A 14,990-nucleotide genomic window follows, 5' to 3' on the forward strand; every position below is an offset into this window, starting at 1 on the left:
CTGGAGACCTTATGACCACCTCCACCCCTCGCCCCACCGACATCCGGATCCGCCGTCAGAGCCGCATCCTCCAGCTCAGCTACGCCAACGGCGACGTTCATGAGCTCCCGTTTGAGCTGTTGCGGGTGTACTCCCCGTCGGCCGAAGTGCGGGGCCACGGCGCAGGGCCGGGCACCCTGCAGACCGGCAAGCGGAACGTGCTGGTCACCGGCGCCGAGATGGTGGGCAACTACGCGCTCAAGCTGAGCTTCGACGACGGCCACGACTCGGGCCTGTTCAGTTGGGCTTATCTGGAGGAGCTGGGCGAACAGAAAGCCCGCTTCTGGCAGGACTATCTCGACCGGCTGGAGCGGGAAGGTGGCTCCCGCGACCCGGCCAACGTCTCGGGCTGGACGCCCTGATCCTTACAGCGCCTTCTGCAGGATATCGCTGACGTTATCCAGCCCCGAGGACAACCGATCCCGGGCGGAACGTCGGTTCTTCTTCGCCACGTACACCGGCAGCAACTCCCCATAGAGACTGGTACTGATGGTGCGCTGATCGTCTTCCAGGCGATCACGGCGCAGCTCGATGCCATAGGGCGCGAGAACCGACTCGATCTGGTCCGCACGGGCCAACAGATCACGCCGGGTCATCTGGTAGGCGTGCTCGCACACCATCCGCCGGGACTGGAAGCTGAACACGTTGGAGAAGAACAGTTTAGCGTCGTCCCGGGTGGGCTCGAACAGCAGGATGTCCTTGTCCGGGTATTCCCGGGCGTACTGGGCAATGCCGGACTGCATTCGCGAATACACCATGGTGCGGAACGTCTGCGCCAGCACGTTGGGCATGCCCGAGCGGGTCAACACGCCGGGCTGCATGGTACCCGCCCGCACCGCCGCGCTGGCGTCGATGGGCACCTGGGGATTGATCGCCAGCACCAGATCCGCACCGTCCTCGAACGCCACCGAGGCGTGCAGCCCCTTGCGCAGAGTGCCATCCACGTAATAGCGGCCGTCGATCTGAACCGGCACGTAGAGACCCGGCGACGCGGTGCTGGCCTGGATGGCCCGGGAAATCGGCACGTGGTCGAAGCCCGGCGCGCCGAAACACACCGCTTCGGTACTTTCCACATCCGCCGCGACAATATAGAGACTGCGCCGCAGCTGGCGGAAATCATTGGTCCGCCCGAGCATGCTGAAGGCGCGGGCCAGGTAATCGTGCAGCCCTTCGTTGTCAAACAGCCCGGCCGGTGCCGCCTGAGCCAGGATGGTCATGGCCTCCAGAAAACTCTGGTCATAGGGGTTACGCACGAAACGGCCCAGGGCGCTGGCCACCAGCCCGGGCACCGCCAGCAGGCGGTTGCCGATTTCCCGGAACGCCGGCCGATAGAAAACCTCCGGATGGAAGGGGTGCACCTCCGACTCGTTCTTCACGAAAATCCGGCACAGCTGGGCGGTGGTCATCTGGTTGGCGAGATTGGCGGACACGAACGAGCCGGCATTCACCCCGACGTAGACATCCAGATCGTTGAAGTTGATGCCGTCGAGGGCTTCATCCAGCGCCCGCAATGCACCAATCTCATAAATGCCCCCCAGCGGACCGCCGCCGCCAAGGGCCAGGCCGATGCGAAGTTTCCGTTTGATGTCTGTCTGAGTGGCCACCATAGAACTCCGCGCGTTGCAGGGCGACAGGAACCGTGCTGCCGCCTGTTGGATCAGGATGCGTCCAAGCTAACAGTCTCGCCTAGAGTAAACACCCTAGTCGGGCAGCCAATCAGGCCCCTCGCGACTGCCGGACCTGACTGAGTGCCGCCGCCTCGGGCAACGCCCGCCCGGGCCGAAGGTAGCGGCCAAAACCGGCATTGCGCAGCGCCAGGTCAACGCAGCTCTTGATGACATGGGGGGAGTCCAGCTCCAGCACGTCTTCCAGCAACTGACGGGCCCAGGCCGAATCGATGCTGCGGATCACGGATTTCACTTTGGGCAGGCTGGCGGCGTTCATCGACAGGGCGTCATAGCCCATGGCCATGCACAGTGCGGCACCGCCGGGGTCTCCCGCCAATTCGCCGCAGATACTCACCGGCGTGCCGACCGCATGGGCATCGTCAACGATCCGCAACAGCGCCTGCAGCACCGCCGGGTGGAACGAATGGTAGAGCGAGGCCACCCGAGGGTTGTTGCGATCCACCGCCAGCAGGTACTGGGTCAGGTCGTTGGAGCCCACGGACAGGAAATCGACCCGGTTGGACAGCTCACGGATCTGGTACACCGCCGCCGGCACCTCGATCATCACCCCTACCTTGGGCATCTGGATGTCGTAGCCCTCTTCGCGCACCTCGTGGTAGACGCGATAGATCAGGTGCAGGGACTCCTCCACCTCGGAAATATTGCTGATCATGGGCAGCATGATGCGCAGGTTATTGAGCCCTTCGCTGGCCTTGAGCATCGCGCGCACCTGCACCAGGAAGATTTCCGGATGATCCAGGGTCACCCGGATCCCGCGCCAGCCCAGGAACGGGTTCTCTTCGCTGATGGGGAAATAGGTCAGCGCCTTGTCACCGCCGATATCCAGGGTGCGCATGGTGACTTCATTGGGCGCGAAGGCCTCAAGCTGCTCGCGATAGTATTCCCGCTGTTCCTGCTCCGACGGGAAGCGCTCGTTGATCATGAACGGCACTTCGGTACGGTACAGGCCAATGCCTTCGGCACCGTGGCTGAGCGAGCGCACCACGTCGGTCATCAGGCCGGTGTTCACCAGCAGCGACACCCGCACGCCGTCGGTGGTGACACAGGGTTTGTCGCGCAGCTCCTCGAGGCCACGGAACAGGGCCGCTTCCTCGTCGCAGATTTCCTGGTAGAAGGAGCGCAGGTCGGCGGAGGGCGAGGCGTAGATCTGCCCCTCGAAGCCGTCGACGATCAGGTCGCGCCCGTCCAACTGGTTGACCGGCATGTCGATCATGCCCATCACCGTGGGCACCCCCATGGCCCGCGCCAGGATGGCCACGTGGGAGTTGCTGGAGCCGCGCACCGACACCAGCCCCACGAGCTGCCCGCGCGGCACCTCACCCAGCATCGCCGGAGTCAGCTCGTCGGAGACCAGCACGGTTTGCTCGGGGTAGGCCACATCCTGCGGGCCACCTTCCTGCAGATGCGACAGCAGGCGCCGGCCCAGGTCGCGGATATCCACGGCGCGCTCACGCAGGTAGAGATCCCCCATCATCTCGAAGTGGCGCACGTACTGCTGCACCACCTGCTTGAGGGCGCCCTGGGCCCAGTGGCCTTCCGCAATGCGGTGCATGACCTCTCCGGGCAGCGCGTTGTCGTCCAGCATCCGCAGGTAGACCTCGAACAGGGCCTGCTCCTCCGGTCGCAACTGCGGCGCCAGGCGCTCCGCCACCAACTGGATATCCTCGCGCACCGCGCTGACGGCATGGCGGAACAGCTCCTCCTCGGCGGCGACGTCTTCGACGGTCTTGTCCGGCACCGCGTCCAGGTCGGCCGGGGGATAGACCACCACGCCCTTGCCGATCGCCACGCCAGGCGCCCCGGCCACCCCTTTAAAGCTGACGTCCTGGGCTTCCTGACCGGTCAGCGACAGCCCGCTGATGGCGCCGGTGGCCTCACTGTGAGCGATGACGCCGGCCAACTGGGCGGAAATGGTGACCAGGAAGGCTTCCTCGCCCTCGTCGAAACAGCGCGAGCTCTCGCGCTGCTGCACGACCAGCACGCCGAGCACACGGCGGTGGTGGATAATGGGCACACCGAGGAAAGAGCGGAAACGTTCTTCACCGGTTTCGGGGAAATAGCGGTAGCGCGGGTGGGCGGTGGCGTCTTCCAGGTTGATGGGCTCTTCCCGGGAGCCCACCAGGCCGATCAGCCCCTCGGAATGCGCCAGGCTGACGTGTCCCACCGCCTTCTTGTAGAGGCCCTCGGTGGCCATCAGGATATACCGGTTGGAATCCGGATCCAGCAGGTACACCGAGCAGACTTCCGTGTTCATGGCATGCTGCACGCGGGAGACGATGATATCCAGGGCTTCCTGAAGATCCCGGGCACCATTGACTTCCTGAACGATCGTTCGCAGCGTGCTCAACATACGCAGTTAATCCGTCCTGTCCGTGAACGCCGACCTTCCCTGCCAGCGCTCCATATTGTGGAATAATCGAGGGGCCAGCTCCCGCAGGGCCCGCCGATAAACCTCCCGCTTGAAGGAAACGACCTGACCGAGCGGGTACCAGTAACTCACCCACTCCCAGCCGTCGAATTCCGGCGAGTCTGTCCGGTCGACGCAGACGTGGGCGTCGGGTGACACTAACCGCAGCAGGAACCATTTCTGTTTTTGCCCGATACAGACCGGGTGCGAATGATGGCGAACCATTCGCCGGGGTAGACGGTATCTCAGCCAGCCTCTTGTGCAGCTGATGATTTCCACATCCTGCTGCACCAGTCCGACTTCTTCGCCCAGCTCACGATACAGCGCTTCCTCTGGCGTTTCGTTGCTGTTGATCCCGCCCTGGGGAAACTGCCATGCGTCCTGCCCGATCCGTCTTGCCCAGAGCACTTCACCCCGATCATTGGCCAGAATGATTCCGACGTTGGGTCTGAAGCCGTCGGAGTCGATCACTTTATTGTCCTGTAATGTTGTCAGCAGCGGCTCGTTCGTCCTCTCGCGGCGCCCTGTATTGCCCGCTCACAGCGCCTGCCCGGACGGACAACGAGAAACCGCAATTTGCCTAAGTTGCCTTCATTCTTGCAGAAAGCGTACCGGCGGGCAAACCAGACCCTATGCCGCGGGCCATGCTAGAATCCGCCTCCCGGACTCGCCACCGACGGGTCCCGAATGCCTCAGTTTTCGGAAAGGACAGCGAACAGTGACCCTGGCAATCTTCGATCTCGACAACACCCTGATCCGGGGCGACAGCGACCACGCCTGGGGCGACTTCCTCGTCAATGAGGGCGTCGTCGACGCGACGGTCTACGAAAAGGCCAATGACCAGTTCTACCAGGACTACCTCAACGGCGACCTGGACATCCGGCGCTACCTGGAGTTCTCTCTCGAGCCGCTGACCCGGCACGATCTGGACACGCTCGACACCCTGCGTCAGCGGTTTGTCGAGACGCGGGTGCGGCCGATGCTGCTGGACGCCGCCTTCGACCTGCTGGAAAAGCACCGGCGCCAGGGGCACTTCCTGCTGATCATCACCGCCACCAACCGCTTCGTCACTCAGCCCATCGCCGACCTGCTGGGCGTGGACGACCTGATCGCCACCGAACCGGAAATGGTCAACGGCGTCTACACCGGCGGTGTGGCCGGCGTCCCCAGCTTCCAGGACGGCAAGGTCACGCGGCTGGCGGAGTGGCTCGACGCTCAGGGCCGCAGTGCCGGCGACGCATGGTTCTACAGCGACTCCCATAACGATGTGCCACTGCTGGAGCAGGTCGCCCACCCGGTCGCGGTGGACCCCGATCCCAAGCTCGGCGCCCTGGCCAAAGACCGCGACTGGCCGATCATCACGCTGCGAGACTGATCCATGATGCCAAGGATGGGTAAAAGCGCCCTGCCCTGCCTGCTCGGCGCGCTGCTGTTGGCCGCCGGCTGCTCCAAGCAGGAGCCGGCTGGCGAGCGGGAAGCGTCGGCACCGATGGAGCACGCGACCCGCGTCCCCGACGGACTCCAGAAACAGGTCCGGCTGCTCGCCCGGCAGACCTGTGACACCACCGCCGCGCTGACCGGCGCCAGCCAGGCTTTCGTCGATGCACCGGATGTCGCCAAGCTGGAAACGGCACGGCAGCACTGGCAAACGGCGCACGCCCGCTATCAGTCGCTGGCGTTCGGCTATCGCCTGGCGGGCCTGGCCATGCCGCAGGAAAAGAATGACCGGGACCCCATCGATGCCCACCGGCAGTTGCCCGGCTACCTTGACCAGGTCCCCGGCTACCCCCACAGCGGCCTTGCCTACTCCGAAGTGCCGCTGACACCGGCCCACCTGCGCAAGGAACACCAGTCCATCGACTTCTATTACCTGACGCTGGGATTCCACCCGCTGGAAGCCCTGCTCTGGCCCGCGGGGGAGAGCGATCCCCAGGCAACGGTGGAACGATTTACCGGCAGCACGGCACCGGAAAGCGATGAGGTGGTCGATGCGCCGGCCCGGCGCCAGGCCTTGCTGCGCGTCATCGCGGGGGAACTCAAGCGGGACGCCAGCGCGCTATGCAGCACCGGCAATGAAGCCTATCTGGTGACGGGCCTGGCGCCGCTACTGGAAGATCCTCGCCGGTTTATGGCGTCGCTTGACGAAGCGCTGGGTGCCACCCTGGGGACTGCGCTGGACGCACTGATCTCAAACCCCGACGCCGAAGACCGCAACGGCATGCCGCTTTTGCACAGCCCCCAGGCCGGGACGGATATCACGGAGTATCGTCGCCTGATCGCCGACATCCGCCAGCAGTGGCTTCCGATGGGCCTGCCCAACAGCGAGGTCCGCGCGCCCATCGACCAGGCGTTGAACGAGCTGGCGGCGCGGCTGGAAGCCATCGATCCGATGCAGCGCCCCCTGGATACCGAGGCGCTGACGGCCGCCCGACAACAACTCGACAGGGTCAGCCAGCGCCTGAGCACGGGCGGAGACGCCGGCTAGTTGGCCGATCGCCGGATCAAAGAAACCCGGTCAGCGACCGCACAAAGCAGCTCTTGATGTAGTCGGTTTCCGGAATGCCCGGGATGACCGGATGATCCGGCGCCTGATGGCCCTGCTCGAGCAATTGCACGAACCGGTCGATGCGTCGGCCGCTGCCGCGAATGATGTCCACCAGCCGTTCGCCCGACAGGTGCATGGAACAGGATGCGGACACCAGCAGCCCGTCCCGGGACAACAACCGCAGGCCCAGCTGGTTGAGCCGGGCGTAGGCCTGCTCACCGGCTTTCTGGTCACGACGCCGCGGGATCAACGCCGGCGGGTCCAGCACCACCACATCGTATTTTTCCTTCTGGTCGCACAGGTCCTTGAGCACCGCGAAGGCGTCCCCTTCCAGCGTGTCCACGTTCTGCAAGCCGTTGAGTCCGGCGTTTTCACGCACGGCGGACAACGCCTGCGCGGAGCTGTCCACGCAGGTCACCGAGCTGGCCCCGGCCGCGGCCGCCTGCACCCCCCAACCGCCGACATAGCTGAACACGTCCAGCACCCGTTTGCCCGGCGCGTAGGCCTGCAAACGCTGGCGGTTCATGCGGTGGTCGTAGAACCAGCCGGTTTTCTGCCCGCCGGCCAGCGGCGCCAGGAACTTGACTCCGTTCTCCTCCACCTCGAGCTGTTCGGGCAACTCGCCCAGGGCAGCCGTGACGTAGCTGTCGAGCCCTTCCACCTGGCGCATCTTGCCGTCGTTCTTGAACACGATGCAGCGCGGGTGCACCAGCTTCTGTATGGCGCGCACCAGCGAGTCGCGCAGGGTTTCCATGCCGGCGGTGGAGACCTGCACCACCACCACGTCGCCGAACCGGTCGATCACCAGACCGGACAGGCCGTCCCCGTCGCCGAACACCCAGCGGTAGAACGGACGTTCAAACAGCCGCTCGCGGATCGACAGCGCGGTCTCCAGCCGCTCCGTCAGCCGCTGCGGCGTCATGCCCTGATCCGGGTTGCGACTGATCAGGCGGCCACAGATCAGGGCGTGGGGATTGACGAAAATCGTGCCCAACGGCTTACCGTTGGCCGCCATCAGACAGGCCTGCGTCCCCGCCTCGAAGCCGGTCAGCGGCGTGCGCCGGGTATCGACTTCATTGCTGTAGATCCAGAGATGACCGGCGCGAACACGGCGCTCGGCCCCCTTGCGAAGATAAAGCTGGGGAAACATAAACAGACCATTTATAGAGAGGGGAAAGGCGGGAATTATACGGGGCCCGGCCGGGGACAGGAAAGCAGGCGGGCCGTCACCAGACGATCTGGCCGCCCCCGCCGAATCGATTACTCGGTGTCGGCGATCAGCTCACCGTAGGCGTCGGCCTCCATCAGGCCATCGAGCTCGCCTTCGTCCTTCAGGCGCACCCGGAACAGCCAGCCTTCACCATAGGGATCTTCGTTGAGCAGCTCCGGAGCTTCTTCCAGGGACTCGTTGATTCCGATCACCTCGCCGCTGACCGGGCTGAACACGTCGGACGCGGATTTCACCGATTCCGCCACGCCGGCCTCTTCGCCACCGTTGACCTGGGCGCCCACTTCCGGCAGTTCCACGAAAACCACGTCACCCAGCTGGTCCTGGGCGAAGTCGGTGATGCCCACCGTCGCCGTGCCGTCGGCCGCCACGCGGACCCACTGGTGCGTTTCGATGTACTTCAGGTCCGCAGGGATCTGACTCATGGTTGCATGTCCTTTGAGGGAATTTTGTGCCAGTTTACCTCAATCCATACGGCTCAAAGAACCGCACATCGGGCTTCAGAAGCTTCCCATGCCCAAAAAAGCGAGGGCCGCGGGCAACACCCGGGGGAAATCCTGGAAGCGATGGTCACCGCCAGGCTGGATCCACTGGCTGGCGCCGGCATAGCGGGTCACCGCCTCCCGGAAGTCGAGGGTCTCGTCGCCGGTTTGCAGCAACACCAGGAACCGCTCCGGGTGCGCCAGTGGACCCGGATCCATGTCACTGAGCTGGTGCATGTGCGTCTCGGTGACTTCGAAGCGTTCACCGGTGTACAGATTCTCCTGCACGCCGAGGTAGCCCCGCAGCAGCCGGTAAGGCGCCACGGCCGGGTTGACCAGGACCGCGGGAAGACCGCTGCGCGCGGCGACCACGGTCGCGTAATAGCCCCCCAGCGAGCTGCCCATCAGCCCCACCGGGCGATCACCGGCCTCGTCCACCAGCGACGCCACCCGGGCGACCGCCTCGTCGGGGGCAAAACCGAGTTCGGGCGTCACCAGCTCCACCGGTACGTCACGCGCCGCCAGCCACTCGCGCAGCTCGGTGACTTTCTGGGACTGCGGCGAACTCCGGAAACCGTGCAGGTAGATCAGACGGGGCTGTTGGGACATAAGGCTCTCAATCGTAACGACGTTCAGCGACGCCGGTTAGCGGGACATCAGTAACCGTGGCTATCACGCTCGATGTTGTATTGGTAGTCGGTCGTACGGCGCACATGGGAGACCAGCCCGCCGTCGGGATAGAGTTCGAGCCAGCGATAACCGGGCGCCCTGTCGTCCAGGGAGAAGTCGGTGGATCCGGGCTCGAACTGGATGCAGGTGGACGGCGTGGCCATCAGGCGCATACCGTCACGCTGGTCGTCCCACTCCTGGTGGACATGCCCCCACAGCAACCCGCGCACCTGGGCATGGCCGGCAATGGCGACCCGCAGCTCGGCGCGGTTGACCAGACCAATCCGCTCCATCCAGGGGCAACCGATGTCTACCGGGTGATGATGAAAAACCACCAACGTCGGGGTGTCGGGAGCGTCGTCCAGGCAGTCGCGCAGAAAAGCCAGCTCCTGCGGTGCGATCTCGCCATGCACGTGGCCGGGCACCGACGAGTCGAGACACACGATCTGCCAGCCGCCCGCCATGATCCGGCGCTGGGCGGCGTCCGTACCGGCGATCACCTTCGCCATCACCGCGGCATCGTCGTGGTTGCCGGCCATCCAGATGACCGGGCAGGCAAACCGCGCCATGATCGCCTGGAACTGGCGATACGATCCCTCACTGCCATCCTGCGAGATATCGCCGCTGGCCAGCACCAGGTCCGGCGCGTCCTCTGCACGGTCGATCAGGTCCAGTACCGCCTGCAGGCTTTCGCTGGTCTTAATGCCCAGCAGGACGCCATCGGGGTCGTCCATCAGGTGCGGATCCGTCACCTGCAGGACGCGCAGCGGCGCGCCGGCAGGACGTTCTGTTAACGAAGGCGTGAATGGGGTGTGCATGACAGGGCCGCAACTCCAGGACGGATCTGATCCATAACGGTACACAATTTCGATTGTGTATACAGTAACCGATCCACCGCGGATTTTCCTGAAAACCTGTCACATTCGACGGGAGATCAACGCCCTGACGTGAATGGCGCTATCAGTCGGCGACCGGCCAGGCAATGCGCCCGGCGGGGACGTGCCCGAAACGCAGGCAGAACGCCAGCCAGTCCGCCAGGAAGGCATTGACCTGGGTTTTCTCGTCCGGGTGATGCATGAACCGGTTGGGGTAGTCGTTGATCGCCTCGATCCGGTTGTAGCGGTAGCAGCTGATCACTTCCGCCAGTCCGGCGTCGTGGTAGACCCGGACCGTCAGGTGCGGGTTGTTGAGCCAGCGGCCGGCGTTGTGGATTTGCTCCAGCAGCAGGGTCTCGGTAAAGCGCGACTGCTGCAGCTGCTCGATACGCACACGTCCGAAATAGGCATCGCCGTCGCGCAACTCGAATTCCGCCACGTCCGGATGCTCCTCCGCCAACAGGCGCAGGCGCCGGATGCGGCCGTAGTTGGCCTCGCAAAGCGCCCCGAAACGCCGGAGGTCCGGCACATAGGCCTTCTTGCGCTGTAATGTCGTGCCGGTGTCCTGAGCCATCAGCTCCACTCTTCCTTCAGTCGGTTGCGCTGCATGGCCAGCCATTGCAGCGCGATGATCGCGGCGGCGTTATTGATCCGTCCATCCGCTATCATACGCAAAGCATCCTCCGCCGCCATTACATGTGCGCGAATATCTTCGTTCTCTTCGGCGAGCCCGTACAGGCCGCCGGCGCCCTCGGTACTGACGTGTCCGCAGTACAGTGACACCATCTCGGTCGTCCCACCCGGTGACACCAGATACTGGCAGATTTTCTCCAGACGCCGGAAGGTCAGACCGGCTTCCTCATCCGCCTCGCGGTGGGCCACATCCTCCGGCGTTTCCCCCGGCTCATTCATACCAGCCACCAGTTCCAGCAGCCACGGCGACTGATCGCGCCACAGAGCCCCGGGCCGGAACTGCTCCAGCAGCACGACCTCGTCGCGCACCGGGTCATACGGCAGCACGCAGGTGGCATCGCCGCGCAGAAACAGCTCACGCTCGAACGCCCCGGTCTGACCGCCGGCGAACATTGCGTGGCTCAGGTGCAGCCGCTCCATGCGGAAAAAGCCCTGGAAGACGGTCTCGCGCTTGTCGATGCGAACGTCATCCTGGGAGAACTGGAAGGGTTTGCGGGTCGTCTCGGACATGAGCCTGCCTGTTTGCGGGAGTGAAGCAGAACAATAGAGGGCGCGAGGCCGATATTTCAAGCCCCGCCCCTGTCGACAGGTCAGGTCAGCGATGTCGCCCGGGGCTACACCCGATCGTAAAGCCGGGCGCCGCCGTCCTTGAACTCGGAGGACTTCTCGCGCAGGCCGCGATCGATCGCGTCACGGGTTTCCAGCCCCTGCTCACTGGCGTAATCCCGAACTTCCTGGGTAATTTTCATGGAGCAGAACTTGGGCCCGCACATGGAACAGAAATGCGCCACCTTGGCCGAATCCTTGGGCAGGGTCTCGTCGTGGTAGGCGCGCGCGGTATCCGGGTCCAGGCCCAGGTTGAACTGGTCCTCCCAGCGGAACTCGAAGCGCGCCCGCGACAAAGCGTCGTCCCGCAACTGGGCGCCGGGATGCCCCTTGGCCAGATCGGCGGCGTGGGCCGCGATCTTGTAGGTGATGATCCCGGTCTTGACGTCGTCTTTGTTGGGCAGTCCCAGGTGCTCCTTGGGCGTGACGTAACAGAGCATCGCGCAGCCGTACCAGCCGATCATCGCCGCGCCGATGCCTGAAGTGATGTGGTCGTAGCCCGGCGCAATGTCGGTAACCAGCGGCCCGAGGGTGTAGAACGGCGCCTCGTCGCAGCAGTCCAGCTGCTTGTCCATGTTTTCCTTGACCAGGTGCATGGGCACGTGGCCCGGCCCCTCGATCATGCACTGGACATCGTGTTTCCAGGCGATCTTGGTCAGCTCACCCAGGGTTTCCAGCTCGCCGAACTGGGCGGCATCGTTGGCATCGGCGATGCTGCCCGGGCGCAGGCCGTCGCCGAGGCTGAAGGACACGTCGTACGCCTTCATGATCTCGCAGATGTCCTCGAAGTGCTCGTAGAGGAAGCTTTCGCGGTGATGGGCCAGACACCACTTGGCCATGATCGAGCCACCGCGGGAGACGATGCCGGTGACGCGTTTGGCGGTCAGCGGCACGTGGTGCAAACGCACGCCGGCATGGATGGTGAAGTAATCCACGCCCTGCTCGGCCTGTTCGATCAGGGTGTCGCGGAAGATCTCCCAGGTCAGGTCCTCGGCCACACCGTTGACCTTTTCCAGGGCCTGATAGATGGGCACCGTGCCAATCGGTACCGGCGAGTTGCGGATGATCCACTCGCGGGTTTCGTGGATGTTCTTGCCGGTGGACAGATCCATCACCGTGTCCGAGCCCCAGCGAATGCCCCAGGTCAGCTTCTCCACCTCTTCCTCGATGGACGAGCTGACCGCCGAGTTGCCGATATTGCCGTTGATCTTCACCAGGAAGTTACGGCCGATGATCATCGGCTCAACTTCCGGATGGTTGATGTTGGCCGGCAGGATGGCCCGGCCCCGGGCGATTTCCTCGCGCACGAACTCCGGCGTGATCTCACTGGGGATCGCCGCACCGTGGGACTGGCCGGGGTGCTGGTCGTCCAGCCAACCCTGCTCCCGCGCCTCCTGCAACTTCAGGTTCTCGCGGATGGCCACATACTCCATTTCCGGCGTGACGATGCCCTGGCGCGCGTAGTGGATCTGGCTGACGTTGCGACCCGCACGGGCCCGGCGCGGCTTGCGATGATCGTCGAACCGCAGGGTGTCCAGCGCCGGATCGCGCAGGCGGCGGCGGGTGTAGTCGGAGCTGTAACCGGGCAGCTCTTCGGTGTCGTCACGCTCGGCGATCCAGGCCGAACGCACCGGCGTCAGGCCCCGGCGCAGGTCGATGTCGGCGGCCGGGTCGGTATAAGGGCCGGAGGTGTCATAAACCACCAGCGGGGCATTGGGCTGCGGCCCGTCCGATGTGGTGGTATCGCTCAGGCGAATCTCGCGCATGGGCACGCGCAGGTCCGGCCGGCTGCCGGTGACATAGATCTTGCGGGAACTGGGCAGCGGGTCCACCGCGGCCTGGTCGACCCGGGCGGCTTCGCTCAGGAACATGGGCTTGGTACTCGTCATGGTAGCGTCCTCTTTCGTTGCCCGCCGGAGAAGCCGGCGGCGAACTGAAATCCATCGAGGCGGAATGCCCTTCTGGACGGAGCGCGTATGACGAGGTGGCGGTCTGGCCGATCCCGGCGCCCGAAACGGGCAGGACCGTTGAACAACTGCCACAACTGAGCCGCTACATAGAGAAGCGTGTCTGTGATTCCTACGCCGGTACTAACCGGATCAGGTTCTCGGGTTTTGCCTGAGGCAATCTCAGCCGGCACGCCGGCACCCCGTCAAGACGCAAACTGGATCATCGGAGGCATTCGATCGGGACGCGGAACCAAGCCGAGCGCCCCATATGTCTCCGGTGGTCATCCGGAGTGTAGAGATACGCCGTATTATTGTCCATAATGTCCAGCGCCGGGGTTCTTCCCCCATCCGGCCGACGCCCGGGTCGGCAGGCAGGACGCTCACCAAAAAAAACGCGCAGGCAGGAGAATTCATGAAGAAACCCTTGCTCACCGGCCTGGTAGGCCTGTTCGTCGCCCAGCCATCGATGGCCCTCGACCTGATCGACGCCTACGAGAAAGCACTGGCCTACGATTCTGGCATCGCCTCGGCCCGAGCCACCTACGAGGCCCAGCAGGCCAACGTTGACGTCACCCGCAGCAACCTCCTGCCCCAACTGGACGCCGTCGGCACCGCCAGCCACACGGACACCGACGGGCCGGCCACGGACGAGTCGTACAAGAGCTACACCTACGGCCTGGAGCTGACCCAGCCGGTGTTCCGTCTGGACGCCTGGTTCAACCTGGACGCCAGCGAGTTCCAGAGCGAAAGCGCCCGGGCCGACTACAGCCTGGCCCAGCAACAGCTGATCCTGGATGTCGCCACCGCCTACTTCAACGTGCTGCGGGCGGAAGACAACCTGACCACGGTCAAGGCCGCCGAAGCCGCTTTCGAACGCCAGTACGACCAGGCCCAGGAGCGTTTCGAGGTGGGCCTGATCGCCATCACCGAGGTATACGAATCACGCGCCTCCTACGACGCCAGCAAGAGCGAGCGCATCGCCGCCGAAGGCGACCTGGACGTGGCGCGGGAACAGCTCAGCCGCCTGATCGGCGAGAACGCCGAAGACCTGCAGAACCTGGAACAGGACTTCCCTCTGTCGCGGCCACAGCCCATGGACCCGGCCGCCTGGGAAAACATCGCCCTGCAACAGAACTGGCGCATCCAGTCCGCCGCCTACCAGTTGCAGTCCAACCGCTCGCTGCTGGATGTGGCCAAGGCCGGCCACTACCCGACCCTGGACCTGAGTGCCAGCTACGGCAACACGGAATACGACGGCATCAACCAGCAGTCGCCGACCCAGGGTACCCAGGACGGGACCTACACCGAGGGTGTGATTGCGCTGAACCTGAATGTGCCCCTGTACGAGGGTAGCGGCACCGAAGCCAGCATCCGCCAGCAGCGGGCGCAGGTGGTGGCCGCCCAGGAGAGCCTGAACACCGTGCGGCGCGACGTCAGCGTCAACACCCGCAGCTTCTACCGCACGGTCAACACCAACATCGAGTCGGTGAACTCCCAGGCGCAGACGATCGTGTCCCGGCGCAGTGCCCTGGATGCGACCCGGGCCGGCTACGAGGTGGGCACCCGCAACATCGTGGAAGTACTCGATGCCGAGCGGAACTACTACGAAGCCCTGCGGGACTACGCCAACGCCCGTTACGACTATGTGGTGAACACCCTGAACCTGAAGCTGACCGCCGGCACCCTGAGCCCGCAGGACCTGGTGGACCTGAACCGCTGGCTCAGCGCCTCCGCACCCGGCATCGAAGCAATTGCCGACGAGAGCAAGACCGTCGATCCTATGCAGGATCAGTAAACGGAAACCACGGC

At 64.5% G+C, this 14,990-nt stretch carries 14 protein-coding genes and 1 riboswitch; of the genes, 4 read left to right on the forward strand and 10 right to left on the reverse strand.

Features of this window, described 5'->3' with window-relative positions:
* The first annotated feature begins 11 nt into the window (after positions 1 to 11).
* The gene (locus DKK67_RS19625) at positions 12 to 401 is read left to right on the forward strand and encodes a gamma-butyrobetaine hydroxylase-like domain-containing protein (RefSeq protein ID WP_111498228.1); all 390 of its coding nucleotides are present in this window, start codon (positions 12 to 14) and stop codon (positions 399 to 401) included.
* 3 nt (positions 402 to 404) lie between these two features.
* Here DKK67_RS19625 and DKK67_RS19630 read toward each other — a convergent pair whose 3' ends face one another.
* The 3 genes from DKK67_RS19630 to DKK67_RS19640 form a co-directional block, all read right to left on the reverse strand.
* Positions 405 to 1,646, reverse strand: coding sequence for a patatin-like phospholipase family protein (locus DKK67_RS19630; RefSeq protein ID WP_111498229.1), 1,242 nt, complete (start codon positions 1,644 to 1,646; stop codon positions 405 to 407).
* A 109-nt stretch (positions 1,647 to 1,755) separates the two neighbouring features.
* A complete protein-coding gene (ptsP, locus tag DKK67_RS19635; protein ID WP_111498230.1) occupies positions 1,756 to 4,077 on the reverse strand; it encodes a phosphoenolpyruvate--protein phosphotransferase in 2,322 nt (773 codons plus the stop codon).
* 6 nt (positions 4,078 to 4,083) lie between these two features.
* Positions 4,084 to 4,605 (reverse strand): RNA pyrophosphohydrolase, encoded by a 522-nt coding sequence (locus tag DKK67_RS19640; protein WP_111498231.1) that lies wholly within the window; start codon positions 4,603 to 4,605, stop codon positions 4,084 to 4,086.
* A 247-nt stretch (positions 4,606 to 4,852) separates the two neighbouring features.
* On the opposite strand from DKK67_RS19640, the gene DKK67_RS19645 reads away from it, so the two are divergent.
* Together DKK67_RS19645 and DKK67_RS19650 are read left to right on the forward strand one after the other, a co-directional pair.
* Positions 4,853 to 5,509: a histidinol-phosphatase gene (locus DKK67_RS19645; protein WP_111498232.1), complete on the forward strand. Its 657-nt coding sequence runs from the start codon at positions 4,853 to 4,855 to the stop codon at positions 5,507 to 5,509.
* 15 nt (positions 5,510 to 5,524) lie between these two features.
* Entirely contained in the window at positions 5,525 to 6,619 is a 1,095-nt protein-coding gene (locus DKK67_RS19650; RefSeq protein ID WP_162628889.1) for an imelysin family protein, read from the forward strand.
* A gap of 16 nt (positions 6,620 to 6,635) precedes the next feature.
* Here the strand turns inward: DKK67_RS19650 and DKK67_RS19655 are convergent, their stop codons facing one another.
* The 7 genes from DKK67_RS19655 to thiC form a co-directional block, all read right to left on the reverse strand.
* Positions 6,636 to 7,829 (reverse strand): class I SAM-dependent rRNA methyltransferase, encoded by a 1,194-nt coding sequence (locus tag DKK67_RS19655; RefSeq protein ID WP_111498234.1) that lies wholly within the window; start codon positions 7,827 to 7,829, stop codon positions 6,636 to 6,638.
* 110 nt (positions 7,830 to 7,939) lie between these two features.
* Positions 7,940 to 8,332, reverse strand: coding sequence for a glycine cleavage system protein GcvH (gcvH, locus tag DKK67_RS19660; RefSeq protein ID WP_111498235.1), 393 nt, complete (start codon positions 8,330 to 8,332; stop codon positions 7,940 to 7,942).
* A 75-nt stretch (positions 8,333 to 8,407) separates the two neighbouring features.
* Positions 8,408 to 8,998 carry a YqiA/YcfP family alpha/beta fold hydrolase gene (locus DKK67_RS19665; RefSeq protein WP_111498236.1) on the reverse strand — a complete coding sequence of 197 codons (591 nt, stop codon included), beginning with the start codon at positions 8,996 to 8,998 and terminating at the stop codon, positions 8,408 to 8,410.
* Positions 8,999 to 9,045: 47 nt separating this feature from the next.
* Positions 9,046 to 9,876, reverse strand: a complete 831-nt coding sequence (cpdA, locus tag DKK67_RS19670; protein WP_111498237.1) for a 3',5'-cyclic-AMP phosphodiesterase — start codon at positions 9,874 to 9,876, stop codon at positions 9,046 to 9,048.
* A gap of 142 nt (positions 9,877 to 10,018) precedes the next feature.
* Positions 10,019 to 10,507: a DUF1249 domain-containing protein gene (locus DKK67_RS19675; RefSeq protein ID WP_111498238.1), complete on the reverse strand. Its 489-nt coding sequence runs from the start codon at positions 10,505 to 10,507 to the stop codon at positions 10,019 to 10,021.
* Positions 10,507 to 11,136, reverse strand: a complete 630-nt coding sequence (gene nudF / locus DKK67_RS19680; protein ID WP_111498239.1) for an ADP-ribose diphosphatase — start codon at positions 11,134 to 11,136, stop codon at positions 10,507 to 10,509. The genes DKK67_RS19675 and nudF overlap by 1 nt, the downstream gene beginning before the upstream one ends.
* Before the next feature lie 104 nt (positions 11,137 to 11,240).
* Positions 11,241 to 13,103 carry a phosphomethylpyrimidine synthase ThiC gene (gene thiC / locus DKK67_RS19685; protein WP_162628892.1) on the reverse strand — a complete coding sequence of 621 codons (1,863 nt, stop codon included), beginning with the start codon at positions 13,101 to 13,103 and terminating at the stop codon, positions 11,241 to 11,243.
* A 188-nt stretch (positions 13,104 to 13,291) separates the two neighbouring features.
* Positions 13,292 to 13,394, reverse strand: a riboswitch (TPP riboswitch).
* Between the two features lie 199 nt (positions 13,395 to 13,593).
* Between thiC and DKK67_RS19690 the strand changes: the two genes are divergently transcribed.
* Positions 13,594 to 14,976, forward strand: coding sequence for a TolC family outer membrane protein (locus DKK67_RS19690; protein WP_111498241.1), 1,383 nt, complete (start codon positions 13,594 to 13,596; stop codon positions 14,974 to 14,976).
* Positions 14,977 to 14,990: the final 14 nt, after the last annotated feature.

Origin of the sequence: Marinobacter bohaiensis (assembly GCF_003258515.1) — a bacterium.
GTDB classification, from domain to species: Bacteria; Pseudomonadota; Gammaproteobacteria; order Pseudomonadales; family Oleiphilaceae; genus Marinobacter_A; species Marinobacter_A bohaiensis.

What these genes read in the sequence shown, in the direction of transcription:
- nudF (WP_111498239.1), bottom strand. Translation starts at nt 11,136, where the DNA reads ATGTCCGAGACGACCCGCAAACCCTTCCAGTTCTCCCAGGATGACGTT.
- gcvH (WP_111498235.1), bottom strand. Translation starts at nt 8,332, where the DNA reads ATGAGTCAGATCCCTGCGGACCTGAAGTACATCGAAACGCACCAGTGG.
- DKK67_RS19675 (WP_111498238.1), bottom strand. Translation starts at nt 10,507, where the DNA reads ATGGCTCAGGACACCGGCACGACATTACAGCGCAAGAAGGCCTATGTG.
- DKK67_RS19665 (WP_111498236.1), bottom strand. Translation starts at nt 8,998, where the DNA reads ATGTCCCAACAGCCCCGTCTGATCTACCTGCACGGTTTCCGGAGTTCG.
- thiC (WP_162628892.1), bottom strand. Translation starts at nt 13,103, where the DNA reads ATGTTCCTGAGCGAAGCCGCCCGGGTCGACCAGGCCGCGGTGGACCCG.
- DKK67_RS19625 (WP_111498228.1), top strand. Translation starts at nt 12, where the DNA reads ATGACCACCTCCACCCCTCGCCCCACCGACATCCGGATCCGCCGTCAG.
- DKK67_RS19655 (WP_111498234.1), bottom strand. Translation starts at nt 7,829, where the DNA reads ATGTTTCCCCAGCTTTATCTTCGCAAGGGGGCCGAGCGCCGTGTTCGC.
- DKK67_RS19630 (WP_111498229.1), bottom strand. Translation starts at nt 1,646, where the DNA reads ATGGTGGCCACTCAGACAGACATCAAACGGAAACTTCGCATCGGCCTG.
- ptsP (WP_111498230.1), bottom strand. Translation starts at nt 4,077, where the DNA reads ATGTTGAGCACGCTGCGAACGATCGTTCAGGAAGTCAATGGTGCCCGG.
- DKK67_RS19690 (WP_111498241.1), top strand. Translation starts at nt 13,594, where the DNA reads ATGAAGAAACCCTTGCTCACCGGCCTGGTAGGCCTGTTCGTCGCCCAG.
- cpdA (WP_111498237.1), bottom strand. Translation starts at nt 9,876, where the DNA reads ATGCACACCCCATTCACGCCTTCGTTAACAGAACGTCCTGCCGGCGCG.
- DKK67_RS19650 (WP_162628889.1), top strand. Translation starts at nt 5,525, where the DNA reads ATGGGTAAAAGCGCCCTGCCCTGCCTGCTCGGCGCGCTGCTGTTGGCC.